At 38.2% G+C, this 26,659-nt stretch carries 24 protein-coding genes and 2 riboswitches; of the genes, 17 read left to right on the top strand and 7 right to left on the bottom strand.

Annotated elements, in window-relative coordinates; all coding sequences use genetic code 11:
- Positions 1 to 64 precede the first annotated feature (64 nt).
- Positions 65 to 811, top strand: a complete 747-nt coding sequence (locus tag ACFX4W_RS07325; RefSeq protein ID WP_013055125.1) for a CAP domain-containing protein — start codon at positions 65 to 67, stop codon at positions 809 to 811.
- Positions 812 to 1,049: 238 nt separating this feature from the next.
- Here ACFX4W_RS07325 and ade read toward each other — a convergent pair whose 3' ends face one another.
- Together ade and ACFX4W_RS07315 are read right to left on the bottom strand one after the other, a co-directional pair.
- Positions 1,050 to 2,786, bottom strand: a complete 1,737-nt coding sequence (ade, locus tag ACFX4W_RS07320) for an adenine deaminase (protein WP_043975688.1) — start codon at positions 2,784 to 2,786, stop codon at positions 1,050 to 1,052.
- An 83-nt stretch (positions 2,787 to 2,869) separates the two neighbouring features.
- Positions 2,870 to 2,971: riboswitch (purine riboswitch) on the bottom strand.
- Between the two features lie 182 nt (positions 2,972 to 3,153).
- On the bottom strand, positions 3,154 to 3,381 hold the full coding sequence (locus ACFX4W_RS07315; protein WP_013055127.1) for a DUF1128 domain-containing protein: 228 nt from the start codon (positions 3,379 to 3,381) through the stop codon (positions 3,154 to 3,156).
- Positions 3,382 to 3,557: 176 nt separating this feature from the next.
- On the opposite strand from ACFX4W_RS07315, the gene ACFX4W_RS07310 reads away from it, so the two are divergent.
- The 3 genes from ACFX4W_RS07310 to ACFX4W_RS07300 are packed head-to-tail and all read left to right on the top strand — an operon-like array spanning position 3,558 to position 5,262.
- Complete coding sequence (locus tag ACFX4W_RS07310) at positions 3,558 to 4,031, top strand: low molecular weight protein-tyrosine-phosphatase (RefSeq protein ID WP_043975685.1); 474 nt, start codon at positions 3,558 to 3,560, stop codon at positions 4,029 to 4,031.
- A 38-nt stretch (positions 4,032 to 4,069) separates the two neighbouring features.
- Positions 4,070 to 4,408 (top strand): hypothetical protein, encoded by a 339-nt coding sequence (locus ACFX4W_RS07305; protein WP_013055129.1) that lies wholly within the window; start codon positions 4,070 to 4,072, stop codon positions 4,406 to 4,408.
- Positions 4,409 to 4,422: 14 nt separating this feature from the next.
- Positions 4,423 to 5,262, top strand: coding sequence for a YihY/virulence factor BrkB family protein (locus ACFX4W_RS07300; protein WP_013081521.1), 840 nt, complete (start codon positions 4,423 to 4,425; stop codon positions 5,260 to 5,262).
- 229 nt (positions 5,263 to 5,491) lie between these two features.
- On the opposite strand, the gene ACFX4W_RS07295 is transcribed toward ACFX4W_RS07300, so the two are convergent.
- Both ACFX4W_RS07295 and ACFX4W_RS07290 read right to left on the bottom strand, forming a co-directional pair.
- The gene (locus tag ACFX4W_RS07295; RefSeq protein WP_043975683.1) at positions 5,492 to 7,411 is read right to left on the bottom strand and encodes a heavy metal translocating P-type ATPase; all 1,920 of its coding nucleotides are present in this window, start codon (positions 7,409 to 7,411) and stop codon (positions 5,492 to 5,494) included.
- Positions 7,412 to 7,635: 224 nt separating this feature from the next.
- Positions 7,636 to 7,785, bottom strand: coding sequence for a BH0509 family protein (locus ACFX4W_RS07290; RefSeq protein ID WP_013055132.1), 150 nt, complete (start codon positions 7,783 to 7,785; stop codon positions 7,636 to 7,638).
- Between the two features lie 208 nt (positions 7,786 to 7,993).
- Here ACFX4W_RS07290 and ACFX4W_RS07285 point away from each other — a divergent pair, with 208 nt between their 5' ends.
- Together ACFX4W_RS07285 and ACFX4W_RS07280 are read left to right on the top strand one after the other, a co-directional pair.
- Complete coding sequence (locus ACFX4W_RS07285; protein ID WP_097824770.1) at positions 7,994 to 8,311, top strand: ArsR/SmtB family transcription factor; 318 nt, start codon at positions 7,994 to 7,996, stop codon at positions 8,309 to 8,311.
- 15 nt (positions 8,312 to 8,326) lie between these two features.
- Positions 8,327 to 9,250 carry a cation diffusion facilitator family transporter gene (locus ACFX4W_RS07280; protein ID WP_043975671.1) on the top strand — a complete coding sequence of 308 codons (924 nt, stop codon included), beginning with the start codon at positions 8,327 to 8,329 and terminating at the stop codon, positions 9,248 to 9,250.
- A gap of 15 nt (positions 9,251 to 9,265) precedes the next feature.
- Here ACFX4W_RS07280 and ACFX4W_RS07275 read toward each other — a convergent pair whose 3' ends face one another.
- The gene (locus ACFX4W_RS07275; protein ID WP_043975669.1) at positions 9,266 to 10,450 is read right to left on the bottom strand and encodes an MFS transporter; all 1,185 of its coding nucleotides are present in this window, start codon (positions 10,448 to 10,450) and stop codon (positions 9,266 to 9,268) included.
- A gap of 375 nt (positions 10,451 to 10,825) precedes the next feature.
- Between ACFX4W_RS07275 and ACFX4W_RS07270 the strand changes: the two genes are divergently transcribed.
- Together ACFX4W_RS07270 and ACFX4W_RS07265 are read left to right on the top strand one after the other, a co-directional pair.
- Positions 10,826 to 11,314, top strand: coding sequence for a phenolic acid decarboxylase (locus tag ACFX4W_RS07270; protein WP_043975666.1), 489 nt, complete (start codon positions 10,826 to 10,828; stop codon positions 11,312 to 11,314).
- Positions 11,315 to 11,503: 189 nt separating this feature from the next.
- Positions 11,504 to 11,887: an OsmC family protein gene (locus ACFX4W_RS07265; RefSeq protein ID WP_016762854.1), complete on the top strand. Its 384-nt coding sequence runs from the start codon at positions 11,504 to 11,506 to the stop codon at positions 11,885 to 11,887.
- 146 nt (positions 11,888 to 12,033) lie between these two features.
- Here the strand turns inward: ACFX4W_RS07265 and ACFX4W_RS07260 are convergent, their stop codons facing one another.
- Positions 12,034 to 12,450 (bottom strand): pyridoxamine 5'-phosphate oxidase family protein, encoded by a 417-nt coding sequence (locus ACFX4W_RS07260; protein ID WP_043975663.1) that lies wholly within the window; start codon positions 12,448 to 12,450, stop codon positions 12,034 to 12,036.
- Between the two features lie 200 nt (positions 12,451 to 12,650).
- Between ACFX4W_RS07260 and cax the strand changes: the two genes are divergently transcribed.
- Together cax and ACFX4W_RS07250 are read left to right on the top strand one after the other, a co-directional pair.
- Positions 12,651 to 13,706: a calcium/proton exchanger gene (gene cax, locus ACFX4W_RS07255; protein ID WP_016762856.1), complete on the top strand. Its 1,056-nt coding sequence runs from the start codon at positions 12,651 to 12,653 to the stop codon at positions 13,704 to 13,706.
- A gap of 178 nt (positions 13,707 to 13,884) precedes the next feature.
- Positions 13,885 to 14,685, top strand: coding sequence for a YfkD famly protein (locus tag ACFX4W_RS07250; RefSeq protein WP_043977853.1), 801 nt, complete (start codon positions 13,885 to 13,887; stop codon positions 14,683 to 14,685).
- 35 nt (positions 14,686 to 14,720) lie between these two features.
- On the opposite strand, the gene yfkAB is transcribed toward ACFX4W_RS07250, so the two are convergent.
- Positions 14,721 to 15,839: a radical SAM/CxCxxxxC motif protein YfkAB gene (yfkAB, locus tag ACFX4W_RS07245; RefSeq protein ID WP_028410133.1), complete on the bottom strand. Its 1,119-nt coding sequence runs from the start codon at positions 15,837 to 15,839 to the stop codon at positions 14,721 to 14,723.
- Positions 15,840 to 16,042: 203 nt separating this feature from the next.
- Between yfkAB and ACFX4W_RS07240 the strand changes: the two genes are divergently transcribed.
- The 7 genes from ACFX4W_RS07240 to ACFX4W_RS07210 all read left to right on the top strand — a co-directional run bounded on the left by ACFX4W_RS07240 (position 16,043) and on the right by ACFX4W_RS07210 (position 26,339).
- Complete coding sequence (locus ACFX4W_RS07240; protein WP_013081532.1) at positions 16,043 to 16,228, top strand: SE1561 family protein; 186 nt, start codon at positions 16,043 to 16,045, stop codon at positions 16,226 to 16,228.
- Between the two features lie 163 nt (positions 16,229 to 16,391).
- Positions 16,392 to 17,933, top strand: coding sequence for a fumarate hydratase (locus ACFX4W_RS07235; RefSeq protein WP_016762857.1), 1,542 nt, complete (start codon positions 16,392 to 16,394; stop codon positions 17,931 to 17,933).
- 94 nt (positions 17,934 to 18,027) lie between these two features.
- On the top strand, positions 18,028 to 18,837 hold the full coding sequence (pdaA, locus tag ACFX4W_RS07230; protein WP_043977856.1) for a delta-lactam-biosynthetic de-N-acetylase: 810 nt from the start codon (positions 18,028 to 18,030) through the stop codon (positions 18,835 to 18,837).
- 162 nt (positions 18,838 to 18,999) lie between these two features.
- Entirely contained in the window at positions 19,000 to 20,385 is a 1,386-nt protein-coding gene (gene rlmD / locus ACFX4W_RS07225; protein ID WP_043977858.1) for a 23S rRNA (uracil(1939)-C(5))-methyltransferase RlmD, read from the top strand.
- Between the two features lie 339 nt (positions 20,386 to 20,724).
- Positions 20,725 to 22,074, top strand: a complete 1,350-nt coding sequence (locus ACFX4W_RS07220; RefSeq protein WP_377559332.1) for an FAD-binding oxidoreductase — start codon at positions 20,725 to 20,727, stop codon at positions 22,072 to 22,074.
- Between the two features lie 199 nt (positions 22,075 to 22,273).
- Positions 22,274 to 22,354: riboswitch (glycine riboswitch) on the top strand.
- A gap of 158 nt (positions 22,355 to 22,512) precedes the next feature.
- Positions 22,513 to 23,865 carry an amino acid permease gene (locus tag ACFX4W_RS07215; RefSeq protein WP_043977862.1) on the top strand — a complete coding sequence of 451 codons (1,353 nt, stop codon included), beginning with the start codon at positions 22,513 to 22,515 and terminating at the stop codon, positions 23,863 to 23,865.
- Between the two features lie 332 nt (positions 23,866 to 24,197).
- A complete protein-coding gene (locus tag ACFX4W_RS07210) occupies positions 24,198 to 26,339 on the top strand; it encodes a PAS domain-containing sensor histidine kinase (RefSeq protein ID WP_043977864.1) in 2,142 nt (713 codons plus the stop codon).
- Positions 26,340 to 26,659: the final 320 nt, after the last annotated feature.

The following is a 26,659-nucleotide window of genomic DNA, read 5'->3' as shown; positions in this document are numbered from 1 at the left end:
TACAAGCTTAGATGCGTTGCGGTTTTACAAAAAAACTTTATTATCACATAGGAGGATTTCAAACATGAAGAAAAGGTTTCGTATTGCCACTGTCGCAGGTGCCGTATCATTAGGATTACTAACAGCAGGACAAGCAAATGCAGCAGCTCCTGATTGCAACACTCCAAAACAAATTAACATTAAAGATGCTCAAGCAGCACAAAATATAAATGTAGATGAGCTATTAAAGAAATTTAACGCTCAAGGACAATCTGCTCAAGCAGCAGCTCCACAACAAGAAACACAAGCACCAGAGCAAGCTGAAGCAGCTCCACAGGAACAAGCACAAGCACCAGAGCAAAGTGAAGAAGCAAAAGCTCCAGAGCAAACACAGCAAAACACAAAAGCTCAACAATCAGAAAATACTGATAAAGCAGAACAAACAAAAGATGCTAGTCAATTCGAACAAAAGGTCGTAGATTTAGTGAACCAAGAGCGTGAAAAACAAGGTTTAAAACCTCTAACACTTAACAAAAAATTAAGTGACGTTGCACGCACTAAATCAAAAGATATGATGGACAAAGGGTACTTTGACCACAATTCACCAACATATGGTTCACCATTTGATATGATGAAACAATTCGGCATTGAATATACAACTGCAGGTGAAAACATTGCAAAAGGTCAGCAATCTCCTGAAGATGTAATGAATGCTTGGATGAATAGTGACGGTCACCGCAAAAACATTCTAAACCCTGATTTCACTGAAATTGGTGTTGGATACGTAAAAGGTGATACTACGTACTGGACTCAACAATTTATCGGTAAGTAATACAAAAAGAGCAGGATATACCTGCTCTTTTTTGCGTTTTTAGCTGTCCAATTTGGGTATAGTAAAGTAAGAACACGTAAAGGAGTGCCTTAAATTGGGACGTATATTAAAAAAAATTCTAGTCGCTGTTTTTCCTATCCTTTTAAAAGAAGGATATCGTCATTATAAAAATCGTAAAACTCGAACTACGCCGTCTAAAGGATATAAATAAAAAGGACTCGAAAGAGTCCTTTTTATTTTATGCTTGAACGGTGATATGCTTAAATTCTTTTACGTTAAATAATCCTTTGTCGGTTAATTTTAGACATGGGATAACAGGCAAGCTTAAGAAAGATAATGTCAGCAGCGGGTTGAATTTCTGTGAAATATCAAGCTCATGAAGAGCCCCGTGAAGCTGCTTAAGTAAGCTGTTTACTTCATTGTAAGGGTGAGGTGACATTAATCCTCCAATGGAAAGAGGGAGGGAGCCAATCACTTCATTGCCTTTTACAATAACAATACCTCCGCCGATTTCTTCAATTGCCGCAATTGCTTTTGCTAAATCTTCATCATTTGTTCCTACGGCTACGATATTATGTGAATCATGAGCAATCGTGGTAGCAATCGCTCCGTCTTTTAACTGAAAACCTTTTACAATCCCAAGACCAATATTCCCTGTTAGATGATGACGCTCAACAACAGCCATTTTTAGCTGATCGTTTTCTACAGAAGACTGAAATTCGTTTTGCTTCACTTGAACTTCTTCTACAATATGATTTGTAATCAGGCTGTTTGGATTAATTTCAATAATATTAGCGCGATTGTGCTGAAGTGGTATCGTAAGTTTTTTAATGGAAAACTCTTTGAGATGAACAGAATTCATTAGTTCTGTTGGAAGATCAATTTGTTCTTCTTGAACAGAAAGCATCTCTCCATTTTCAGCAATAAGCTCTCCGTTTTGATAGACATGTGCTGCAGATATATCGGTTAAGTCGTCTAATAGAATAAAATCCGCTTTGTAACCAGGAGCAACCGCACCTCTATCTTTTAACCCGTAGCATTCAGCGGCATTTAACGAAGCCATTTGAATCGCAATTAGCGGATCCAGCCCGAGTTCAATAGCAAAACGAACATTGTAATCAATAGAACCTTCCGTTAATAAATCATCTAGGTGTTTGTCATCGGTACAGAATAAAAATCTGCGCGCGTTACGTTCATTTACAGCAGGTAATAGTTGTTTCAAATCTTTAGCAACAGAACCTTGGCGGATCAGAACATACATCCCGCGCTGAATACGCTCAATTGCTTCTTCTGCTGTTACGCATTCATGATCTGTTGAAATATCAGCGGTACGATAAATATTAACGCCCGTAGCATCTAGCCCTGAGCCGTGCCCATCAATTACACCGTTTGCATCGTTAGCTGCTTGTAATTTATCGAGCATATCGTCATCGCCATCTCGCACAGCAGGGAAATCCATCACTTCTGCTAATCCAAGCACGCGAGGGTGAGAGAAAAATGGCGCTAAGTCAGCTGCTTTTAAGACGGCTCCAGAGCTTTCAAAAGGAGTTGCCGGCACGCTTGAAGGTAAGTTCACAAATACGTCTAAAGGAATGGAATCCGAGTTTTGAAGCATAAACTCAATACCAGATTTCCCTGAAACATTCGCAATTTCATGAGGGTCCGTTACGACAGTTGTGACGCCTCTAGGTACAAGAAGTTTTGAGAACTCTTTAGGTGTAACCATTGATGATTCAATGTGAACGTGTCCATCAATGAATGTAGGAGAAATGTATTTTCCTTTTGCATCCACGACGTTATTCCCATCGTATTGACCTATTCCAACAATCACTCCATCAGCAATCGCAATATCGGCTTCAATGATGGAAAGCGTAAAGACATCGATAATTTTCCCGTTTTTCACTACAAGATCTGCAGGTATTTTTTTATTGGCAACAGCAAGCTGTTTTTTTAAGGTTGTTTTTGTATTTGACATGAATGTGACTCCTCTCATTGTATAACTGAATAACAATGAAGGACTATGTAAGGGAGAACATAAAGAAGAATAAAAATGCAGTATGAATGATGTTCAACCCTCGTAGTCCAACTATTTACGGTAGTTCGGTAGAAACTCTTGGACCCTATTTCCAAGACTATACGAGCTTTAGGTATTTCGATACATTCTATAGACAAATAATAAAAACGTCAATTCCTAATAAAAAAGAAAGATTTTTGGGAATATTTCATCTATGTGTATGTAAACGATTTAACTCTTATTTGCTCGCTAAAAGGCGCAGCATTCATGTATAGAAAAAAATGTAGAAAAAACCGTCAATGGCTATTAGTCATTGACGGAGTTGTCATTAAGCTTGTTTACGCAGTGTACCTAATTCTTCCGCGATCGCTTGCATTTCACTTGGGCTAAAAGAATCTTTTCTCATTACCATATCGTATAAGTACTTTAAGTCTTCATACATTTCTTCGTCAAAAGCTTCAGCTTTAATTGCTCCGATATTTAGCATGCGCAGTTTTTCACTAATGCTATCGACCATATGTTTAATATTCTCTGGAGATTTTACTGATAAATCCACTTTGTTCATCCTTCCAGTTGCGTTTTTTTTATTGTAACATGTTTTTATCGTGTGAACACTTTTATGTCAGGTTCTTATCCACAGAAGAGTGGAAACGATATAAATAAAAGAAAACTATTTTTTAGTTTAAAAATGATTGTATATAATGTTTGTAATAAGGGAAAGGAGTCGAGACTATGATTAACGTATTATTCGTTTGTTTGGGAAATATTTGTCGTTCACCCATGGCAGAAGCGGTCTTTAAAGATATGGTGAAGAAAAAAGGGCTAGAAGGACAAATTCACGTAGATTCTGCAGGCACAGGAGGCTGGCACAAAGGCAATCCTCCTCATGAAGGAACGCAATCTATTTTAACGAGAAACAACATTGATTTTAAAGGGCAAACAGCAAGACAAGTGATTCAAGAGGATATAGCTAAATTCCATTATATTATTGGAATGGATGTCGAAAATGTAGGAAACCTGAGAAGGATGGCTGGACATACTAAAACAGGTTATATTGCAAGGCTTTTGGATTTTGTGCCCGATTTACATATTGAAGATGTGCCTGATCCTTATTTTACGGGAAATTTTGACGAAGTATATGACTTAGTTCAAGAAGGATGCAAGGCTCTTTTAGACGAAATTATAGAGAAGCATTTCTCGGAATAAGCGATACTTAAAAAATAAAAGCGGAGGAGAAACGACAAATGGGTAAACGAAATAAGCTAGTAGAAGGTATTGTCATTGGAGCAATTATAGGAGGAGCTGTTTCTTTATTTGATAAAGAAACAAGAAGCTCTGTCATTCAAGGAAGTAAAAAACTGAAAGACAAAACAACAACTCTTATTCAGCACCCTGAACTTGTAACGGATACTGTCAAAGAGAAATATGAAACCATCCGTACGACCATCGAGCAAGTTTCTGAAGATGTATCATTTGTAGCAGGAAAAGTAGAAAAGTTAAAAGAAACAACACCTCAGGTGATGGAAATTGTAAACGATACAAAAGAAGCATTTGTGGAGAAATATGGTGATGAACAAAAATAAATAAGGAGGCACATATGGCTGGAATGTACATAAATAACATCGTAAGGTTTGGCAAAGAACTGATGGGCCGCATTCATCGAGATGAGCTGCCTAGTTTATCAGCTGAATTGGCTTATTATCTGCTGCTCTCGCTATTTCCTTTTTTAATTTTCTTAATTACGCTGATTGGATTTTTGCCATTAGAATCAACAGACCTGCTTGACTTGGTCGAAAATGTAGCGCCACAGCAAACGCTGCACATGATTGAAAGCAACGTTTCCCATATCATTGGTTCTCATAATGAAAAGCTATTATCCTTTGGTATCATTGCCACGATGTGGTCTGCTTCAAATGGAATTAATGCGATCGTAAGAGCATTTAACCGAGCATATCACGTACAAGAAAATCGGCCTTTTTTAGTGGCGAGAGGTATGGCAGTTCTCCTTACTTTTGCGATGATATTTGTTATTATTGTAGCGCTTTTACTTCCTGTTTTCGGTCATATGATTGGCCTTTATTTATCGTCTACGTTTGGGTTTTCAGAAACTTTTCTCGCTTTATGGTCTGCTTCCCGCTGGATTATCAGCGGCCTCATTTTGTTTACTGTTTTTACGGGGTTATATTACTTTGCTCCTAATAAAAAACTGCTGATTCGAAATGTTGTAAAAGGAGCGGCTTTTGCTACGGTCGGATGGACAGTGGTATCGATGCTGTTTGCATATTACGTAAATCATTTCAATAACTATACAGCTACATATGGAAGCTTGGGCGGAATTATTATCCTGCTTATTTGGCTGTACCTATCGGGCATGATTATCGTTATTGGAGGAGAAATCAACGCTATTTTCTACGACCGTCGAGTCAAATCTTCATAGTCACAAATTGGGATGAAATCATTCGCAAGATATGAGCATACTAACAAAGTGAAAGGGAGGTTTTACATCATGACAAAGCATACAAAAAAAGACGGAAGCAATACAAAGCAAAATAAAAAGAGCCAGCCAAAGCATAAAACAAGCAACAGCCAAAATGGACAAAACGGTTACCATTAAGGCAGTGATTTCCATAATAAAAAGCCTAACAAATACGTTAGGCTTTTTTGCGTTAAGATTTTAGCAAGCGAAGGCCGTTTAAGATAACTAAAATGGTGCTGCCTTCGTGACCTATAACACCAAATGGCATATCAAGCACTTGGAAAAAATTCGAACAAATTAATAAAAAGATGACGGCAATAGAAAAAATAACGTTTTGCTTCACAATTGAGTTCATTCGTCTGGAAAGAGCTACTGCATCCGAAATTTTTGATAGATCATTTTTCATTAAAACGATATCGGCTGTTTCAAGTGCCACATCCGTTCCTTCTCCCATGGCTACTCCAACGTTAGCAGTAGCAAGAGCAGGTGCATCGTTAATGCCATCTCCCACCATTGAAACGGTAGGGAATTTTTCTTTTAACGCTTTAATTTTATCTACTTTCGCTTCAGGCAAACATTCTGCAATGTATTCATCGACTGCACACTCTTTTGAAATAGCTTCGGCTGTTTTTTCGCTGTCTCCTGTAATCATGACGGTATGAATGCCCTGCTCTTTAAGAGATTTAACAGCGTCTACAGCTTCTGTTCGTACAACGTCTTTTAGCGCAAGCAATCCCACAATACCATGCTGGTCTTTTGCGTACACAATCGTTTTTCCTTCACTGGCAAGTGTAGATGAAATCCCATTTTCAAATTCAGCTGCATCTTCTTTACCTACAAAATCTGCTTTTCCTATTTTCCACGTATCTCCTTGAAGAGACCCAATGACACCATATCCGGGAACGTCTTCAAGCGAATCTGGCTGAACAAGCGTCAATTCCTGCTTATTTTTCACAAAGTCAACAATAGATTGAGCAAGCGGATGATTGGACTGACGTTCAATTGATGCGATTTTAACAAGAAATTCCTGTTCGTTTATATCAGAACGGACAATGACATTTGTTACTTCTGGCTTTCCTTTTGTTAACGTTCCTGTTTTATCAAAAGCAATTGCGCTTAAATGGCTTAACCTTTCCAAATGCACGCCGCCTTTGAACAAAATTCCTTTTTTTGCTCCGTTTGAAATAGCAGACAGCGAAGCAGGGGTGATAGATGCAACCAGAGCGCAAGGAGACGCTACAACTAAGAGAATCATTGCACGGTAAAATGTCTCGGTCCAGCTCCATCCAAGCACATAGTGTGGGAGAAATAGCATAACTGCCACAACCGATAGAACAATTTTTACGTATGTGCCTTCAAATCGTTCAATAAACAATTGAGAAGGAGACTTTTCACTTTGAGCCGTTTGAACAAGTTGAATGATCTTTTGAAACAGCGTCTCAGCACTTGGCTTTGTCATTTTAATGGTAATGGCGCCTTTCACATTCACCGTGCCCGCGAATACTTCATCATCGAGCTGTTTTAGTACAGGAACAGATTCCCCTGTAATAGCAGCCTGATCAATCGTTGTTTGACCTGAGACAACAATCCCATCGGATGGCACTCGTTCACCCGGCTTAACTAACAGCAAGTCACCGATTTGTAAATCCGAAATGGATACAATTTCTTCTTGATCTCCAATCAGACGTGTTGCTTCTTGCGGCTGTAAATTCATCAAGGCGCTAATTTCTCGGTTGCTTTTATTCATGGTGTACGTTTCTAATGCACCGCTTAATGCAAAAATGAAAATAAGCATAGCACCTTCTGTCCAGTAGCCAATTACAGCCGCTCCAATGGCTGCAATAATCATTAACATTTCGACATTCAATTCTTTATTTTCAATCGTTTCTTCAATGCCTTCTTTTGCTTTAGCAAATCCGCCTATCACGTAAGCTAATACAAAGAGCGTAATAGATACAGCAGTATCCTGCTGTTTTGACAGCAGCCAGCCGGCTAAAATCAGTACGCCGCTTAACAGTGCAGCAATGAGTTCACCATGTGTTTTTAATCCGTTGACAGCAGAAGATGTTTGAGGCGTTTGTTCTTGTTTTTTAGGTAACGCATTTTCCATACAAATCCTCCTTGAACGATAATTGAGAAGAATAATCACAATCATTACCCCTAAAAAAACACGAAAGCTGCCATCTCAGCGATAGCAGCACATTTTTTCAGTTCTTCTCTTTTAAATTGGGATATTTAGTATAGTATAGCACGGAACAAGCAAGGAGGTAACGACTAACGCCTAAAAAATAAAAACAGAATGCAGCTGGACGTCTGCATTCTGTAAAAAACGTACTACATATCTAAATGTTCTTCATAATATTTATAAGCGGAAGTGTAAATGTGCTCGATATCGGCATCCGTCATGTACATTAAGGTTTCACGGTCAATCCCCTTCATCGTTTCAATAAATGTAATCATGTTTTTGCGTTCTTGTCTGCTCATTTATTATTCTCCTCTCCATCTGTTTTAATACAGTTTATTATATTTAATTGTATTATATAACAGAAAAAGTATTTTGTGTGGATTTTTTTTAAAAATAGGCAAAAAAATTTAAAAAGACGTAAATAATTGACTATATAGAAAAAGGTGTTTTATAATTTATATATGAACATATGCTCATATACTTGCATATAATGAACGGAGAGATGTTATGAAAAAAGATGAACATTCGTTTTTATCGCCTCAAACAGTAGAAGAAGCGTCAAGAATACTAAAAGCTATTTCAGATCCTACGAGAATGAAAATTCTTTATTTGCTATTTCAAGAAGAGTGTTCAGTCGGTCATATGGTTGAAGTGCTTGGTGTTTCACAATCAGCTATTTCACATCAGTTAACTCACTTGCGTCATTTACGTTTAGTAAAATATCGCCGTGAAGGGAATACGTATTTCTATACGTACGATGATGAACACGTTGTTGGAATACTGCATCAAGTAATTCAGCACGTAGAATGCTCACATAACGAATAAAAGGAGGGGCTTTGCATGAGTCATGATCATCACCACCATCATGGTCACCATCACCATTTTGATACACAGCGTGAAGGCAACAAAAAAGGTCTGTTAATTGCACTCATTATCACCGCCGGTATTATGGTTCTTGAGTTTGTTGGAGGGCTTTTTACAAATAGTTTAGCGTTATTATCCGATAGCGGACACATGCTTTCTGATACAAGCTCACTTGCTCTTAGCCTTGTAGCGATATGGTTTGCTAACCGAGCTGCATCGGCTAAAAAAACGTACGGTTATTATCGTTTTGAAATATTAGCGGCTCTTTTTAACGGAGTGGCACTGTTTGTAATAGCAGGATTTATCATCTATGAAGCCTATCAGCGCGTATTAGAGCCGCAGTCTGTAGCAAGCGGCAGCATGATGCTGATTGCTACTGTTGGTTTACTCGCTAATTTAATCAGCGCATGGTCACTTATGAGACAAGGCGATGTAAAAGGAAATGTAAATTTACGCAGCGCTTACTTACACGTATTGGGAGATGCTTTAGGATCTATTGGAGCTATTGTAGCTGGACTTCTTATGATGCTGTTTGGATGGTATATTGCTGATCCTATTATTTCTGTAGTTGTGTCTGTATTAATTTTAAAAAGCGCTTGGGCCGTGCTTGCCCATAGCATTCATATTTTGATGGAAGGCTCTCCTGAAGGGGTAGATCACAGTGAAATAAAAAACCTTCTTGAAAACATTGAAGGAGTCAAAGATGTGCATGATTTACACATTTGGACGATTACTTCAGGACTGGACTCATTGAGCTGTCATATGCGCGTAGAAGATGAAAAAGATTGTCAGCAAATTTTGCAAAAAGCCATTGATTTAGTACATGATCACTGCGGCATTGAGCATACCACGATACAAATTGAAAAATCAGCTCTTCAGCATCGAACGCTAAAAGTTTAAAGAACGAGCGAGAACCTATAGGTTCTCGCTCGTTTTTTGTTGCATAGGCATCTTTTGTCCGAATACAAAAAGAATAATAAAAATAAAGCCAAGCATCCCGCTAATAATATTAAAAAAGCTGATATGGTGAAAGAACTGAATAAACGTGCCACCTATGTAAGGGCCGGCAAGGCTTCCGATACTAAAAGCAATGCCGCATAGTAAATTACCTGTAGGCAGTAGACGAGCAGGAATCAAATCCGTCATATAGCTGATTCCTAAACTAAACGTCGAGCCTACAACCATGCCAGCTATAAATAAACAAGCTACTAATGGAATAGCGGTCTCTTCCAAGAGACTTGCTGTAAAAAATGTAACGGCTCCAATGGATAAAATCCATCCTAATACCAATTTCCGTCCAAATTTATCGCTCAATATTCCGAGAGGAAGCTGAAATACAATAGCTCCAACTGCAAAGGAAGTCAGCAGCAGTGAAATAAACTCTACTTGCAAACCAATTCGTAAGCCATATACAGGAAAGCTTCCGTTCAGTGATGATTCTAAAAATCCATATCCAAAAGGCGGCAAAAAAGCAATCCAAGCATACTTAGCCGCCTTATAAAATCGCTTAGCCGTTTCTTTTAACGAATTAACCTCCACTTCCTGTAGGGGAAATTCATTTTTTATCAAAAATAAAAACACCCATGTTATGAGGCAAAGAGCTGAAGAAATCATAAAAGGAAGCGCTTGGTTAATTTCAATTAACGGCGTCATTAAAGGGCCAACAGCAAAACCAATACCGAAAAAAAGCCCGTATAATGAAATGTTGCGACCTCGTTTATCAGCAGGTGAAGACGATGTAATCCACGTTTGAGTACCAAAGTGCAGCGCGTGATCTCCTATTCCAATAAATAAACGGAGCACAAACCAAAAAACAACAGATTTCCACAGGGGAAACAAAGCTAAAGATACAATAACTAAAAGTCCCCCTGCTGCGATAATGGGTTTATATCCGTATCTGCGAAGCGGCCCTTCCATGAAAGGAGAAATAAATAAAATACCTAGATACAATCCAGTTGCGTTTAATCCGTTTATAGTAGAAGAAAGACCATCTTTCTCAAAAATAATAGCGATTAAAGGCAGCAGCATACCTTGGCTGAATCCAGAAATAGCGACAAGGCTAACTAAAATCCAGAAACGTTGTTTATGAGTAGCACTCACAGCATTCAACCTCTTTTTATCTATATTTTGTCAATCCAACTGTTTAATCGTACAAGGAAAACGCTTTATTGACAAGGATGTAGACGTGCTGTGCTATTAATTTGACATCTTTTTATAAGGAAAGTAGAATAAAACATGTAAATAGTTACATGTTTTAATTTACAATTAAAAGGCGATCGCTAGAATACAAACAGTGCTTAAGAAAATAGCGACATTCACAATCAATGTCGGTACAACGAGTGTCATTGGTCATACAGGAAGTGCAAAATATAAACGCTTACACAACTGCGTTTTTCTAGGCACTGCTGTGAGACACTTAGATCGCGTTGTGTCAGACATATACGAAGTGTTATAAATCAAAGGAGCGATATAAAAATGGAAAAATTTATTGGGAATCATATGATTTACACATACGAAAACGGATGGGAATATGAAATTTATATCAAAAACGAAAATACAATCGATTACCGTATTCATAGCGGAATGGTGGCAGGACGATGGGTTCGCGACCAGAAAGTTGATATTGTGAAATTAACAGAAGGTGTATATAAAGTATCGTGGACTGAACCGACTGGAACAGATGTATCTTTGAACTTTATGCCTGATGAAAAACGGATGCACGGCATTATTTTCTTCCCAAAATGGGTACATGAACATCCTGAAATTACCGTGTGCTATCAAAATGATCATCTTGATTTAATGCATGAATCCCGTGAAAAATACGAAACATATCCTAAATACGTTGTACCCGAATTTGCTGACATTACATTTATCAAAAATGTCGGAGCGAATAATGAGGAAGTTATCGCTCAAGCGCCTTACGAAGGAATGACAAATGATATTCGCGCCGGAAAATTAATTTAACACAGAGTCATAAAAAAGACTGAGACAAAAGTATTTTAGCTGAAGGAAGATCCGAACGATGAATCGAGATTCTTGAGGGAGAATCAAATTCGTTCGGATCTTTTTATGGTGATGGTGTAACAAGTATCCGTATTGAGAGTAGTTGGTTATATAAAAAGCGGTTTATAATGAAGTAAAGGAGTGAAGGAAATGGAATTTAACATGAAAAAAGAGGCGGGATTTACAACAAATCTTCCTTATGGAGAGCTACATATCGCCGGAGATGAAGAATATGGCTTTCGTCCGTATCAGCTAATGGTATCGTCCATTGCTGTTTGCAGCGGAGGCGTGTTAAGAAAGATTCTAGAGAAAAAAAGAATTGCTTTTTCTGATTTACGCATCCAAGCTGGCGTGACGCGAAATGATGAAAAAGCGGGGCGAATCGAAAAAATTCATTTGCACTATATCATTACAGGAGAAGAGCTTCCATTAGACAAAATTGAAAAATCAATTGAGCTAGCACGAAAAAATTGTTCAATGCTACAGTCGGTTATTGACAGTATTGAAGTGACAGAAACCTTCGAAATTAAATGAGGTTGGGACAAAAGTATTTTAGCTGAAGAAGTTCCGAACGATGAATCAAACTCGTTCGGATTTTTTAGGGTGTTGTTACAAGCGGTTCAGCTCTTTGCTCCCATTTGTTCGTCTTTAGATGGAATGGACTTAGCTACGTCTCAATCTCATATTTCCTTCGGTTTGCTGCCGGCTTTATCAAAATAGCGCATGCGTTCAGGAGTCAGCTGAAGAAGCAAATAATTTGGGTCATCTGGACTTTTAATCCACTCTTTTAACTTTTTATTCCAAAATTTCTTTTTTAACTCTTCGTTTGTTTCTACATTTACTTTGGCTTCTACCTCTACATACGGATCACTCCAACCTTGCCCATCATAGCCTAACAAAATATGAACGTAAGGGTTTTTTTCTAGTTCTTCGACTTTATGGGTATCTTTATTGGTGGCGGTGTAGAGCACAAGATCTTCATGAAAAAACATCATAAAGCGTGAATACGGTTTTCCATCTTGAATTGTAGCTAACGTTCCAATTGTATAGTCATCCAGTACGGATAAAATTTGATTTTTCACATCATTATTGCTCATTTTTTCACTCCTTATTATATCTTTTTACCCTTGGTAGTTTGGCTGATTTTTAACTATCTTAATCAAAAATCAATTAAGGGTTTATCATTTATAAAAATAGGTTAAAAATACTAACATTGACGGTGAGTCTATACAAATTCCATTAATTTGATATGATTGATTTTGTTGTCAAAAAATGAATAAGGTAGGTGTACATATCGATGATCAATCGGATTTTTCTTATAGCGGTTATTCTTGGGGTGCCGCTATCTGTTATTGGGCACATGATGCACTGGTCAGATGTTCTTATGTTTATTATTTACTGTTTAACAATCATTGCCCTCGCAGCTTTTATGGGGAGAGCAACAGAGAGTTTAGCTGTTGTAGCTGGTCCTCGAATAGGCGGACTATTAAACGCTACGTTTGGTAACGCTGTAGAATTAATTATTTCTATTTTTGCTCTAAAAGAAGGTCTTACAGCGGTGGTGCTTGCATCGTTAACCGGTTCTGTATTAGGAAACCTCCTTCTTGTAGGCGGTCTTTCATTCTTCATTGGGGGATTAAAATTTAAGCGTCAAGAATTTAATGTCTATGATGCAAGACATAATTCTGGATTATTGATCTTTGCCGTTATCGTTGCGTTTGTTATTCCTGAAGTGTTTGCTAGTGAAATGGACGAAGCGAAGACCATGTCCCTGAGTGTCGGAATCTCCATTATTCTCATCATCTTGTACTTAGCGGCGTTATTTTTTAAGCTGGTAACGCACCGAGGGGTGTATCAGCATAAAAGTGAAGAAGTGGAAGAACATGAGGAGCCAGAATGGTCAATGTGGAAAGCGATTACTGTTCTCTTTTTGTCTACGTTAGCTGTAGCTTACGTATCCGAAAGCTTGGTTAGTACAATCGAAATTGTATCGGAAAGTTTTGGGTGGAGTGAGCTGTTCATCGGGGTCATCATTGTAGCGATTGTTGGAAACGCAGCAGAGCACGCTTCGGCTATTATTATGGCCGTTAAAAACCGCATGGGTGTAGCTGTTGAAATTGCTGTTGGATCCACTTTACAAGTCGCGATGTTTGTAGCACCGATATTAGTGTTAGTTTCGCTGATGTTCGAAAACCAAATGTCTCTTGTCTTTACTTGGCCTGAGTTGATTGCGATGGTAACGGCCGTATTTTTAACTATTGCTATTTCTAATGACGGAGATACAAACTGGTTCGAAGGTGCAACTCTTTTAGGTGCTTATATTATTATGGGAATTGGTTTTTATCTTATTTAAAAAAGAAGAGGCTGGAACAAACCTGTTTTAGTTGAAGGAAGAATCCGAACGATTAATCGTTCGGATTCTTTTTGTGTAAGTGAATAGAAGAATTTCCCTTTTGGTATTCAGGATAAAACAGGAGATGTTTGAAAAAACTATGGTTGCATTCATTAACGATGTTGAAAGGAGTTTCTAGATGTTACGTAAATTGCTTTTATTTGTGTTTACCATCATTATTTCATTTTCATGTTCAACGAAGATCGCCATTGCGAAAACAGCTCAGCCTACCATCAACGTGCCTTCTTCAGCTTTAAATATTTCAAAAGAAAATACGTATCCAAATGCTAGTCAAGATACGCCATATTTGCAGCCGAGTGAGTTTACAAAAGAGCTCATTGAAACATCAAATGTAAAAATTGAAAACCCTGATTTAATTCGTATATTAAATGAATCAAACATTTCTAAAACTCCATGGGCAATTGGTTTTAGAGCAACCGTCTTTTTAGGACAGTGGCCATTAAATTACGAATCAACAGAAACAAACGTTAACTGGCAACACCAGCGAATCAATACAAATCATTATGATAACAGAGCAGGAAAAAATCAGTACAAAATGATGTACAGCCAGGAAAATCAAAGTCATGTAAAAGGCGGATTAACAGCAAAAGTGCCTCAGCCTGATCATGTGAAACAAATGATGCTAATTGAAGCAGCTAAAAAAACAAAGCTCACTTTATCATTTCAAACGTTTGTAGGTGCCGGAACGAAAAAAGACCAGGTCTATAACGTAGCTCCTAAAAAAGTAGGTTATCTGTATGCGTATACGCCTGCTGTAAGTGAAAAGGGAAAAGTAACATATGGAGAAGTGTATGTTACAGTAAAAGGCAGCAAGCGCTCAATTGTGGTGAGAAATGTAACGTCTCAAGGAATTGGAGCATGGATTCCAGTACAAGATTATGTTTCCTTAAGCTTTGGGGCTTACGATCAGCCGAGATAATAAAAAAGAGATTCCAGTGGTGGAATCTCTTTTTGTTATTTTGTGATATTCGCTTGGAGTTTGCTAAAATCAGTATCTTGATAATAGCTGTTTTTCACCAAAATATTAGGTCCTAAACAAGACACTGCTGAACAATGACAGCTAAGTTCTTTAGAAATCGTGCTTTGCTGCCACATATCAAAAGCGTCTGTAAGCTTTGTATCTTGAATGTTGCCAAGAGGAGGCGTATCACCAAAATCCGTTACGATAATATCTCCGTCGAAAATATTGACATTTAGGCGAGAGCGCCCGTCTGGATCGTTTCGAACGGTTACATTTTTACTGCTATACAAGCGCTGTAAAAGCGATAAGTCTTCCTCATTATTACTGCATGCATAAAACGGCAGCGTGCCGAATAGCATCCACACATTTTCATCTCGAATATCAAGAAGGTGATGAATAGCTTGACGCATTTCAGGAAGAGATAATGTTTCTAGAGTGCTGGCAAAGTCACTTGGATACATAGGGTGTACTTCGTGACGCTGACAAAGCATTTCATCAACAATTTGACGATGAATCTTTTCCATATGAGGAAGCGTACGTTTATTTAACATCGTTTCAGCTGATACGGTTACACCTGCTTTTACAAGCGCGCGGCTGTTTTCAATCATACGGTCGAAATATTTGGCGCGCTGCTCATAAGTAGGCTTTCGCTCCATCATTGCAAAGCCAGCTTCCACAAAGTCGTCCATCGTTCCCCAGTTGTGAGAAATATGTAAAACATCTAAATAAGGAATGATTTGTTCGTAACGAGCAAGATCTAATGTTAAATTTGAATTAATCTGTGTACGGACACCTCGTTCATGTGCATACTTTAATAAAGGCACCACATAATTTTTCACAGAAGATAGAGACATCATCGGCTCTCCACCCGTAATGCTTAACGCTCGAAGAGTTGGAATTTCATCGAGACGTTTTAAAATTAAATCAAGCGGCAGTGCGTTTGGGTCTTTTGGCTGCAGCGTATATCCAACTGCGCAGTGCTCACATCGCATATTACAAAGCGTCGTTGTGGTAAATTCAACGTTTGTAAGCGTCGGTTTGCCATATTGTTTCATATCTAAATACGCTTCCCACGGATCGAACTCCGGGGTAATTCGTTGTAAAGTGGCCATAAAAAAACTCCTTTTATTTTTCCGTAAAGTGAAATGATGATGAAAACATCTCACGGTCCGTCCTGCTAGACTAAATTATACGTCTCATTCAAAACGGACACCAGTGACTATTATGGATTTTATTGCTTTTAGTTGTCAAATATGAAAGTATTCGTTAGGATATAAAGAAATACGAATGAAAAGCTATATCAGGAGGGTTTAAAATGGGAAACGCCGTTCGAGATAAAGATTCACAAGTACGTTATTTAAAAGATCGTTTAAATATGTTTGTACACGTATTAGACTCCATGGAGCCTGAAAACACAGACCTAGAAGACATTGATCGTTTGATTACAATGATTGATGACCTCGAAGCAAAATGTGAGCAGTTTAAAAAAGATAAAGAATGAACAAAGGAAAAAGCGCTAGAAAAACTAGCGCTTTTTTGCTTGAAGTGGAAATCCTCCTATAAAGGTCTTTCGAAACAATTTTTGAAGGAGTATAATAAATTTTGAAAGTTGTACGACAGATAGATAAATACATACATTAGCGGGATATGGGAGGAATTAAGTGATGATTGAAGCTTTAAAACAAAGCATGTACGATTTAATTGTTGAAACATCTACAAAATTGCCAAAAGACGTTCGACGTGCTATCGCAAAGGCAAAAGCGCGTGAAAATGCAGGAACGCGTGCGGCAATGTCTTTAGCGACCATTACCAATAATATTAAAATGGCGGACGATAACTTGTCGCCAATTTGTCAAGATACAGGTATGCCTACATTTAAAATTAAAACCCCTGTAGGAGTGAATCAGCTTCAAATTAAAGAAGCGATTTATTGGGCAATTGAAGAAGCAACAAAGCACGGAAAGCTTCGCCCTAACTCCGTAGATTCGTTAACGGGAGAAAACAGCGGTAATAATTTAGGCGGCGGCACGCCGGTTATTAAGTTTGAGCAGTGGGAAAATGACTATATTGATGCGCGTCTTATTCTAAAAGGCGGCGGCTGTGAAAATAAAAACATTCAGTACAGCCTGCCTTGTGAAGTAGAAGGTTTAGGTAGAGCTGGCCGTGATTTAGACGGTATTCGTAAATGTGTGATGCACTCTGTGTATCAAGCACAAGGTCAAGGCTGTAGTGCCGGCGTCATTGGTGTTGGAATCGGTGGCGACCGTACAACAGGCTATGAATTAGCAAAAGAGCAGCTGTTCCGAAACTTAGATGACGAAAATCCAAATGCTCAGCTGAAAGAATTAGAAGAGTATGTAATGGAAAATGCTAATAAGTTAGGAATCGGCACGATGGGTTTTGGCGGAGAAACGACATTACTTGGCTGTAAAGTCGGCGTAATCAATCGTATTCCTGCTAGCTTCTATGTGTCAGTTGCGTATAATTGCTGGGCTTACCGCCGCTTAGGTATTAAAATCAACGCCGATACAGGAAGTGTTCAAGAGTGGCTGTATCAAGAAGGCGAAGAAGTAGATTTTAATAAAAATGCAGGCGCCGAAGAGAAGCAAAATGCGGATGAAACAAAAGAAGTTGTATTACAAGCACCTATTACAGAAGAGCAAATTCGTGAATTAAAAGTTGGCGACGTGGTGCGCATCAACGGCATGATGTATACAGGACGCGACGCTATCCATAAACATTTAACAGATCACGATGCACCAATTGATTTAAATGGACAAATCATTTATCACTGTGGTCCGGTTATGTTAAAGGACGAAGACGAAAAATGGCACGTAACCGCTGCAGGACCAACAACAAGTATCCGTGAAGAACCTTACCAAGGGGATATTATGAAGAAATTTGGTATCCGCGCGGTTATCGGTAAAGGCGGTATGGGTCCTAAAACGCTTGCTGCTCTTCAAGAGCATGGCGGTGTATACTTAAATGCGATCGGAGGAGCTGCACAGTACTATGCTGATTGTATCAAGAGCGTAGAAGGCGTTGATTTGATGCAGTTTGGTATTCCTGAAGCAATGTGGCATTTAAAAGTAGAAGGCTTTACAGCTGTAGTGACGATGGATTCACATGGAAACAGCTTGCATGCAGATGTAGATAAGTCTTCATTTGAAAAGCTTGAGCAATTTAAAGAACCGGTATTTAAATAAACATACATCAAAAGCGTATGGTAAAAAGTAACGTTCATGAACGAGAAAATTGAGTGGATACTAAGCGTAAAATGACTTCCGAAAGGAGCTTCTTATGCGCCGGTTCACCTTTTTTCTCGTTTTTTTATTCGTGATGTCAATAGGCATAGCATCTGTTGAAGCACAAATGTATCCAAACAATCCGATCAGCTGGGGATTTCAAAAAAGTAAAAATCACAAGCCTGCATCCGCAGGTACAGCTTATGAACAAATTCTTGCTAAGTATGATGCTTTTTACCTCGGAGATACAAATAAAAAAAATATTTACTTAACGTTTGATAATGGTTATGAAAATGGTTATACACCGCAGGTATTAGACGTGCTCAAAAAAAGAAAGGTTCCTGCCACATTCTTTGTAACAGGACACTATTTAAAAGAAGAGCCTAAGCTTATTAAACGAATGGTAAAAGAAGGGCATATTGTCGGGAATCATTCATGGCATCACCCTGACTTAACTCAAGTGGATGACGCACGTTTTAAAGAGGAATTGCAAAAAGTAAAAGATGAATACAAGAATATTACTGGTCGTGATGAAATGAAATACCTTCGCTCACCTAGAGGGGTATTTAGTGAACGAACGCTAGCTCTTTCAAAGCAAGAGGGCTATACGAATGTATTTTGGTCACTTGCATTCGTTGACTGGAAAGTGAATGAACAAAAAGGCTGGCGCTACTCATACGACAATATGATGGCTCAAATACATCCAGGTGCGATCATGCTTTTGCATACCGTTTCAAAGGATAACGCAGATGCGTTAGATCAAGCGATTGTGGATTTGAAAAAGCAGGGCTATACGTTTAAAAGTATTGATGATTTAATGAACGAACGCAAACAAATGAAGAAAAGTCCTTCTAAAACGAAATAAAGATAAAAACCGATGGGAATGTTTCTCCTGTCGGTTTTTTGCTGTTGAAGTGTTATAATATGCGTTGATGTCTTTTTTAAAGCGATACGGTCTAATAGGTTTTAAGCAGATAAAGACCGTTAATAACTATATAAAGAATTTAAACTAATCGGAGTTGGTCTCATGAATAAACCAAAAACTGAAATGAAAGTTCAAAAAGGACAAACGTTTCCGTTGACGATAAAAAGACTCGGTATTAATGGAGAAGGCGTAGGATATTTTAAGCGCCAAGTCGTCTTCGTGCCGGGAGCATTACCAAATGAAGAAGTGGTTGTAGAAGCAACAAATGTCCAGCATAAGTTTGCGGAAGGGAAAATCAAGCGAATTCGCAAAAAATCTCCTCATCGCGTAGATGCGCCCTGTCCTATTTACGAACAGTGCGGAGGCTGTCAGCTTCAGCACTTATCCTATGAAGGTCAGCTAGAATCGAAGCGTGATATTGTTCTGCAAGCGTTCGAACGTCACAGTTCATTAAAAAAAGTAGAGGAAAAAACACGCCAAACAATTGGCATGGAAAATCCTTGGGGCTATCGTAATAAATCACAATTCCAAGTAGGTGTGGATAAACAAAAAGTCATCGCTGGTTTGTATGGACTGAACTCTCATCGACTGATTGACATTGAAAACTGTCCTATTCAGCATGGAGCCACGAATCACGTGACAAAAGAAATAAAACGAATTTTACAAGATCTTCAAATTCCTATCTACAATGAACGCAAACGCCGTGGTATTGTACGTACCATCGTATCTCGAGTAGGCTTTGAAACGGGTGAAGTGCAAATTGTCTTGATTACGGCTAAAAAAGACATTCCGAAAAAAGAGCTGCTGATTAAAGAAATTCAGCGCCGCCTACCGGAAGTGAAATCACTTGTACAAAACGTAAACGGTCAAAAAACATCGCTTATTTTTGGAGACGAAACGTTTACACTTGCTGGAAAGTCGGTGATTCAAGAAACGTTAGGAGATATCTCGTTCGAACTTTCAGCGCGTGCATTCTTCCAGTTGAATCCTCTTCAAACCGTGAAGCTATACGACGAAGTAAAAAAAGCAGCTGCGCTAACAGGCAGTGAAAAAATTGTAGATGCTTACTGCGGAGTAGGGACAATTGGCTTATGGCTTGCTAAAGATGCCAAAGAAATTCGCGGAATGGATACGATTGAAGAATCGATTGTAGACGCAAGAAAAAATGCCCAAGATCATGGGTTTGAGCATGCTACGTACGTAACGGGTCCAGCTGAAAAATGGATGCCGCAGTGGGTAAAAGAAGGCTGGAAGCCAGACGTTATCGTCGTTGATCCGCCGCGAACAGGCTGTGATGACAAGCTTCTAAAAACGATTTTACAAGTGAAGCCAAAGAAAGTGGTTTACGTTTCTTGTAATCCATCCACATTAGCCAAAGATGTGCAGCAGCTGTCGAAGGCTTATTATGTTGATTACATTCAGCCTGTTGATATGTTCCCTCATACGGCGCACGTGGAGAATGTGGTGAGTTTGACGTTAAAGAAATGAATAGAAAAAGAGTAAAGGGCAGATTTGATTCTGCTCTTTTTTCTTTGAGCTGTACTCTTATTAATGGAGAAAGGTGTTAAAATTCCACATCTGTTCTTTTAGTGTAAAAAATATCTTAGTATAGTTAGATGAAATTCTCATAAAGTCTAGTCTTGGAAAGTGTTACATCGCTAAAGAGAGATTACATAAGAGGGTTAATTCCTTTAATATAAACTATAATGACGTCTTTTATACAAATAATAAACGCAAACTCTATCCCAAAACCCAAACCTTTAACCACCTCGATAATACTATAGTAATAAAACTACTAAAAAGTATGTACAAAGGAGCAGAGGTCAGATGGACTCAATGTTTTTAAAAGGGCTTACGGGAGAAGTGGTAACGCCAAAAGATCCCATTTATGAGGAGGCTCGTCAGGAATGGAATCGCGCTGTTAATAAATTTCCGCTTGTGATTGTGTACTGTGAAAAAAAGCAGGATGTTGTGAATGCGATCCGCTGGGCGCGCAAGCATCGTGTTGAGATTCGTATTCGATCTGGCGGTCATCATTATGAAGGATATTCTACAGGTGACTGTGTAGTAGTCATTGATATTAGTCGATTAAATAGGTTGAAATTAGATAAAAAACGGAACATTTTAAAGATGGAAGCAGGAGCGAAAAATACGGAAGTGTATGATTTCATCGGTTCGAACGGATATGTGTTTCCAGGAGGAACGTGTCCGACTGTTGGCGTGTCGGGCTTTACGCTCGGAGGAGGCTGGGGACTTTCGAGCAGACTTTACGGGTTAGGATGCGACAGCTTGATAGAGCTAGAATTAGTCAATTATGAAGGAAGGCTCATCAAAGCAAACGAATCGTGTAAAGCTGATCTTTTTTGGGCATGCCGCGGTGCCGGTGGCGGTAACTTTGGCGTTGTAGTAAGCATGACGTTTCAGCTTCCAAAGCCAACGAACAACTCTGTGACGCTCGTTCGATTCTTTTATGTAGGTACTACAAAAGAAAAGCAGACACAAGTGATGAATATATGGCAAAACTGGCTGCCCGAACTGGACAAACGTATGACGCTAGTTGCAAGCTTTTATAATGCAGAAGGAGAAGGGTTAGGCATATTTGCAAACGGATTCTTTTACGGCTCCCCAGAAAGAGCTCGGAAGATTTTGCAGCCTTTTGCAGAAGTAGAAGGGTTTCGAGTAGAGCTGAAATCATTATCTTTTCTTGAAGCGGTAAAAAAAATAGAAGCAACCTATCCTCCGTCTGAAAAATTTAAGTCAACGGGAAGATTTGTGCACAGAAGCTATTCACATGGTGAGCTTGAAAATCTTACAGATCTCATACAGCGTCCGGCAGAAGGGTCCGTTTATGCCGCGATTTCTCTTTATGCACTAGGAGGAGAAATCCGCAGTGTTGGTAAAAGAGAAACGGCTTTTTTCTACAGAAACGCCAGATATATTATGGGGTTTCAGTCTGTATGGACAGAAGATGCATTTGCAAGAGCAAACAGAGATTGGCTTCGCAAGCGATTTGAATATATTAAAAGTATTACGATAGGCTCCTATGTGAATTTCCCTATCAGTAACCTTAGAAACTACGAGCATGAGTATTTTGGAGAAAACGCAGAGAGATTAGAAAGAGTGAACAAAAAGTACGATCCGTTTAATGTGTTCAGGTTCGCGCAAGGACTCAGGTAGCGTGAGGAAAAGGATACTAAGTTGACGATTGAAAATGTTCGATTACCTTTTTTCGAAGAAGGTAAATAAATGAAAGTAATCTTTCCTGTTGACAAAGTATCCAACTGGTATTAGAATAAACAACTATTCGACAGTCATTCTATTGATTGAAAAATTTAATACGTAGAAAGCTATGATTGCTATGGATCACACTATAGCAGGAGCAGCTTCTGGAGAGATCGCGATAGTTTCGCGACGCCGAAGGGTTCACAATCTCAGGCAAAAGGACAGAAGAGTACCGGATATTTATTTGGCATGTTACTAATTGGTAGCATGTACTTTAATATTTGTTATTCTTATGACCATGAGATTGGAGCGCATCCAATCTCTTTTTTTATTGGACTTTATTTGTAGTCCGCACGATCGCATCAAAGGTTTTATTGTTAGGAGGAGTTAGAGTTGGAACAACGAGAATTAAAGAGGGATTTATCCAATCGTCATGTTCAGCTAATTGCGATTGGGGGAACCATTGGTACGGGCTTGTTTTTAGGTTCTGGTAAAGCAATACAGCTTGCAGGTCCCTCTATCATCTTTGCTTATTTAATTGTTGGTATTGCGCTTTTTTTTGTGATGAGAGCGCTAGGAGAACTACTGCTGTCTAAAGCAGGTTATCAATCGTTAACTGATATTGCTGAAGAGTATCTTGGACCATGGGCGTCATTTGTAACGGGATGGACCTACTGGTTTTGCTGGATTATGACAGCTATGGCTGATGTGATTGCAGTTGGCGTATATGTGAAATATTGGTTCAATATTCCTCAGTGGATTCCGGCACTTATTTGTGTAATCATTTTATTAGGTCTTAACTTATTAACCGTAAAATTATTTGGAGAATTAGAGTTTTGGTTTGCTTTAATAAAGGTTATTACGATTCTTGCATTAATTATTATTGGCGTTATTTTGCTGGTAATGGGATTTAAAACAGATGCGGGATCTGTTACTGTTCAAAACCTTTGGAATCATGGAGGGCTGTTTCCAAATGGGGTTTCAGGTTTCTTACTTTCATTCCAAATGGTTATATTTGCATACGTCGGGGTTGAATTGGTAGGGGTATCGGCAGCAGAAACATCAAACCCCAAAAAAAATATTCCATCGGCCATTAATAAAATTCCGCTGCGAATCTTATTTTTCTATGTTGGAGCGCTTATCGTTCTGTTGTTTATTAACCCGTGGATGGAATTAAATGCAGCAGAAAGCCCATTTGTTAAAACCTTTAGTTTAGTCGGAATTCCGCTTGCTGCTGGAATTATTAATTTTGTTGTACTAACTTCAGCCGCTTCTGCCTGTAATAGCGGAATGTTTTCAACAAGCCGTATCTTATATAATTTAAGTAAAAATGACCAAGGGCCATCTAAGTTTGCAAAACTGAACAAAAACCACGTACCAAGCAACGGATTGTTCGTATCTACGCTAGTCATCTCAGCGGGAGCTCTTTTAAGCAAGCTTATACCAGACCAAGCTTTCGGCATCGTCACGACCATTAGCGCTATTTGTTTTATTTGGGTGTGGAGTATCATTCTCATTTGCCATCTAAGGTATAAAAAGACGCGTCCGCAGCTGCATGCAGCATCAGCATTCAAAGCACCGTTAACACCATTCATAAACTATGTTGTGTTAGCTTTGTTTGCGGTGATTCTTGTTATTATGCTGTTTTCTGACGCGACGCGCCCAGCCTTATTGTTGACGCCCGTTTGGTTTATTCTCTTATTTATTTTTTACTGGACTAGAAGGAAAAAGAAAATAAATCTTTAAAGGCTAGAAAATCAGCAGGGAACAAACATGATTTTTTATAAAAGAATATAGTAAATTTCTGACCTCATCACTCCGTGATGAGGTCTTTTTAGTGGAGAATAAATAATTGATTTCTCCTGCATGAATAAAATGCAGGAAGCAAAGTTTATAGAAGAAAACTAAAAATTTGTTCTAACAGAAAACACAGCGAGAAAGCTCGTAGTTTTCTGATAGGAATGTAGAACAAATTGCTTTTCTTCTGTGTCTAAAGATGGAATTCCGTCATTTATATGGAAAAGTTTTCATTTTGCAGTACAATGGAGGTAGACTTCATTAGATTAAGGTGAACAAACATGAAATGGTTTAAATCTCATACGTTTTGGAAAATCTTCACGATTAATGTGCTTCTTATTTGTACCGTACTGACGCTAATGTTTATTGTTTCAAGAGTGATGCTGCCTAATATTTCTCAAGATCAATATCGGCAGGTAACTGATAAAACCGTCAAGAGAATGAAAGAGCAAATTAACGTCGTCATTAAAGATATTTGGAGCCTAGGCGACGAGGTACAGCAAGATCCTATTTTTTTATCGGATGATGAACAAGAAATAGACAAAGAATTGCAAAAAATAGTTAATATTTCACCGTATATCGATAGCGGAACCATTTTTAATGTAAAAGGGTATGTTGAGCATTATTACCCGAATGATTTAAAGAATATGAAACATGTGAACTTAAGTAAAAGAAAATATTTTCAAGAAGCGCTGCGAACCAAAAAAATATATTTAAGCGATGTTGTTTCAGCAGATACAAAGCACTACATTGTGGTGATGGCGATTCCTATTTTGGATGGGCAGCAAAATGTAAAAAAGGTCGTAAATTTAGCGCTGCGAATTGAAGAAAATAAAAGTTTTCAATCCATCTTTCAAACGTTCGATATAGGAGAGAACGGCTATACATTTATTGTAGACCGCAATGGTAGAATTATTTCCCACCCAGAGAAACAGAGAATCGGTGAAAATGCTAAGAAAAACGAAATCGTTCAGAAAACGATGAATCATAAATCAGGATATCAGCGCGTGGTGAACACCGAAGGTAAGTATTTCTTTGCGTCTTTCGAATATATTCCTGTTTTAGATTGGGGAATTGTCGCTGAATTACCCGTTGAAGAAATTTACAGGCCTTATGAAATGTTTGAAAAAACGCTTTGGATCGTTTCAGGCGTTACGATTTTACTGCTTTCTTTTTTTACTGCGTTATATGCAAGGCAAATTGTGAATCCAATTCATAAACTATATGAATTGGCGGGACAAGTAGCGCGCGGGAATTTTAATCAAAAAATTCCGGAACGAGAAATTGAGCGGGGCGAAATCGGTATTTTATCTAAACAGTTTAATGAAATGATTAGCTATATACGCCATTCTAAAGCGAATTTACAGCAAAAAGAAAATCAGCTGCAGGAACAAAAAACGTTTTTAAGACAAGTTATTGACATTAATCCAAGCTATATTTATGCTATCAATCAAAAAAGGGAATTCATTCTCGTTAATGAATCTTTTGCAATGCTCTTAGGTGAAAAATCTGATGACTTAATTGGACAATCAATTGATAAATATCAGTTCAACCTTCAATCAGATCTTTTATATAAAGGGGCGTTTTCAAACTGTACCCAAAAAGGAATGGTATTAGAAGAACAGTTTAAAGATTCGAAAGGAAACCGGCGCTGGGTCGAAACAGCAAAACTTCCTATCATGAATGAAAAACAGGAAGTGATTCAAATGCTGTGTGTATCGACGGATATTACGGAGCGTAAAAAGGCAGAAGAGAAGCTTAGAACTTCTGAGAAGCTAGCCGTGGTAGGAGAACTTGCAGCTGGAGTGGCTCATGAAATCAAAAATCCTTTAACTTCTTTAAAAGGTTTTGTTCACTTATTAAAAGAACAACATCCTAAAGATGCTTTGTATATAGATATCATGGAAACTGAATTAGAACGAATGAATGGAATCGTAGAAGAATTTTTGATGTTAGGAAAACCTCAGGTAATGAAGGTTGAATCTTTGAATATGCAAGCGCTTGTTCAAGAAGTGTGCTCACTTCTTGAACCTGAAGCAGTAGAAAAGGAAGTAGCTTTCATATTTGAAAGAGACGACCAGTTACCAAAGGTGTATGGAGATAAAAATCAGTTAAAACAAGTATTCATTAATATTATTAAAAATTCTATCGAAGCAATGCCTGAAGGAGGAGCTATTCATATTACGATTAAAGTAAAAGAAAACCACCTTTGGCTGCAGCTTGCTGATGAAGGACAAGGTATTCCTCCTGAACGGTTAGCGAAGATAGGTGAGCCTTTTTATAGTACAAAAGAAAAAGGTACAGGTTTAGGACTGATGGTCAGCTATCGGATTATTAAAGCTCATCACGCTCAGATGACGTTTTCTAGTCAGTTAGATAAAGGAACAAGTGTGGATATATTGTTTCCAATCATAAAAAAGTAGGGGAAGTTTCCCCTACTTTTTATTATTATACTTATAATATATCGAAAGCCTTGATGGTACTAAAATCAATGAAAGTACTAAAGAAGATATCCACAGGTTAACAAGAAGTTAACTGCTGAATTATATCGGATATTCACAACTTTATCCACACTATTCACATTTTTTCAGAAAATTTACATAAAAATTACCCACTGTTATTTCAAGTTATGAAAGCGGTAATATGCATATTCAGTAAAGTTATACACATTATCCACATAATTGTGGGTAAACTTTGTGGATATAGTAGAGTTGTAAAAAAACTTCAATAACATCTATAAAAT

It is taken from the genome of Priestia sp. YIM B13489 (assembly GCF_042787645.1).
Taxonomy (GTDB): Bacteria; Bacillota; Bacilli; order Bacillales; family Bacillaceae_H; genus Priestia; species Priestia megaterium.
This window is presented reverse-complemented; position numbering and strand designations above follow the sequence as displayed.

Bases quoted from the DNA above. Each gene is read 5' to 3' on its own strand.
- ACFX4W_RS07325 (WP_013055125.1), top strand. From the start codon at position 65: ATGAAGAAAAGGTTTCGTATTGCCACTGTCGCAGGTGCCGTATCATTA.
- ade (WP_043975688.1), bottom strand. From the start codon at position 2,786: ATGTCAAATACAAAAACAACCTTAAAAAAACAGCTTGCTGTTGCCAAT.
- ACFX4W_RS07310 (WP_043975685.1), top strand. From the start codon at position 3,558: ATGATTAACGTATTATTCGTTTGTTTGGGAAATATTTGTCGTTCACCC.
- ACFX4W_RS07305 (WP_013055129.1), top strand. From the start codon at position 4,070: ATGGGTAAACGAAATAAGCTAGTAGAAGGTATTGTCATTGGAGCAATT.
- ACFX4W_RS07300 (WP_013081521.1), top strand. From the start codon at position 4,423: ATGGCTGGAATGTACATAAATAACATCGTAAGGTTTGGCAAAGAACTG.
- ACFX4W_RS07295 (WP_043975683.1), bottom strand. From the start codon at position 7,411: ATGGAAAATGCGTTACCTAAAAAACAAGAACAAACGCCTCAAACATCT.
- ACFX4W_RS07290 (WP_013055132.1), bottom strand. From the start codon at position 7,785: ATGAGCAGACAAGAACGCAAAAACATGATTACATTTATTGAAACGATG.
- ACFX4W_RS07285 (WP_097824770.1), top strand. From the start codon at position 7,994: ATGAAAAAAGATGAACATTCGTTTTTATCGCCTCAAACAGTAGAAGAA.
- ACFX4W_RS07280 (WP_043975671.1), top strand. From the start codon at position 8,327: ATGAGTCATGATCATCACCACCATCATGGTCACCATCACCATTTTGAT.
- ACFX4W_RS07270 (WP_043975666.1), top strand. From the start codon at position 10,826: ATGGAAAAATTTATTGGGAATCATATGATTTACACATACGAAAACGGA.
- ACFX4W_RS07265 (WP_016762854.1), top strand. From the start codon at position 11,504: ATGGAATTTAACATGAAAAAAGAGGCGGGATTTACAACAAATCTTCCT.
- ACFX4W_RS07260 (WP_043975663.1), bottom strand. From the start codon at position 12,450: ATGAGCAATAATGATGTGAAAAATCAAATTTTATCCGTACTGGATGAC.
- cax (WP_016762856.1), top strand. From the start codon at position 12,651: ATGATCAATCGGATTTTTCTTATAGCGGTTATTCTTGGGGTGCCGCTA.
- ACFX4W_RS07250 (WP_043977853.1), top strand. From the start codon at position 13,885: ATGTTACGTAAATTGCTTTTATTTGTGTTTACCATCATTATTTCATTT.
- yfkAB (WP_028410133.1), bottom strand. From the start codon at position 15,839: ATGGCCACTTTACAACGAATTACCCCGGAGTTCGATCCGTGGGAAGCG.
- ACFX4W_RS07240 (WP_013081532.1), top strand. From the start codon at position 16,043: ATGGGAAACGCCGTTCGAGATAAAGATTCACAAGTACGTTATTTAAAA.
- ACFX4W_RS07235 (WP_016762857.1), top strand. From the start codon at position 16,392: ATGATTGAAGCTTTAAAACAAAGCATGTACGATTTAATTGTTGAAACA.
- pdaA (WP_043977856.1), top strand. From the start codon at position 18,028: ATGCGCCGGTTCACCTTTTTTCTCGTTTTTTTATTCGTGATGTCAATA.
- rlmD (WP_043977858.1), top strand. From the start codon at position 19,000: ATGAATAAACCAAAAACTGAAATGAAAGTTCAAAAAGGACAAACGTTT.
- ACFX4W_RS07220 (WP_377559332.1), top strand. From the start codon at position 20,725: ATGGACTCAATGTTTTTAAAAGGGCTTACGGGAGAAGTGGTAACGCCA.
- ACFX4W_RS07210 (WP_043977864.1), top strand. From the start codon at position 24,198: ATGAAATGGTTTAAATCTCATACGTTTTGGAAAATCTTCACGATTAAT.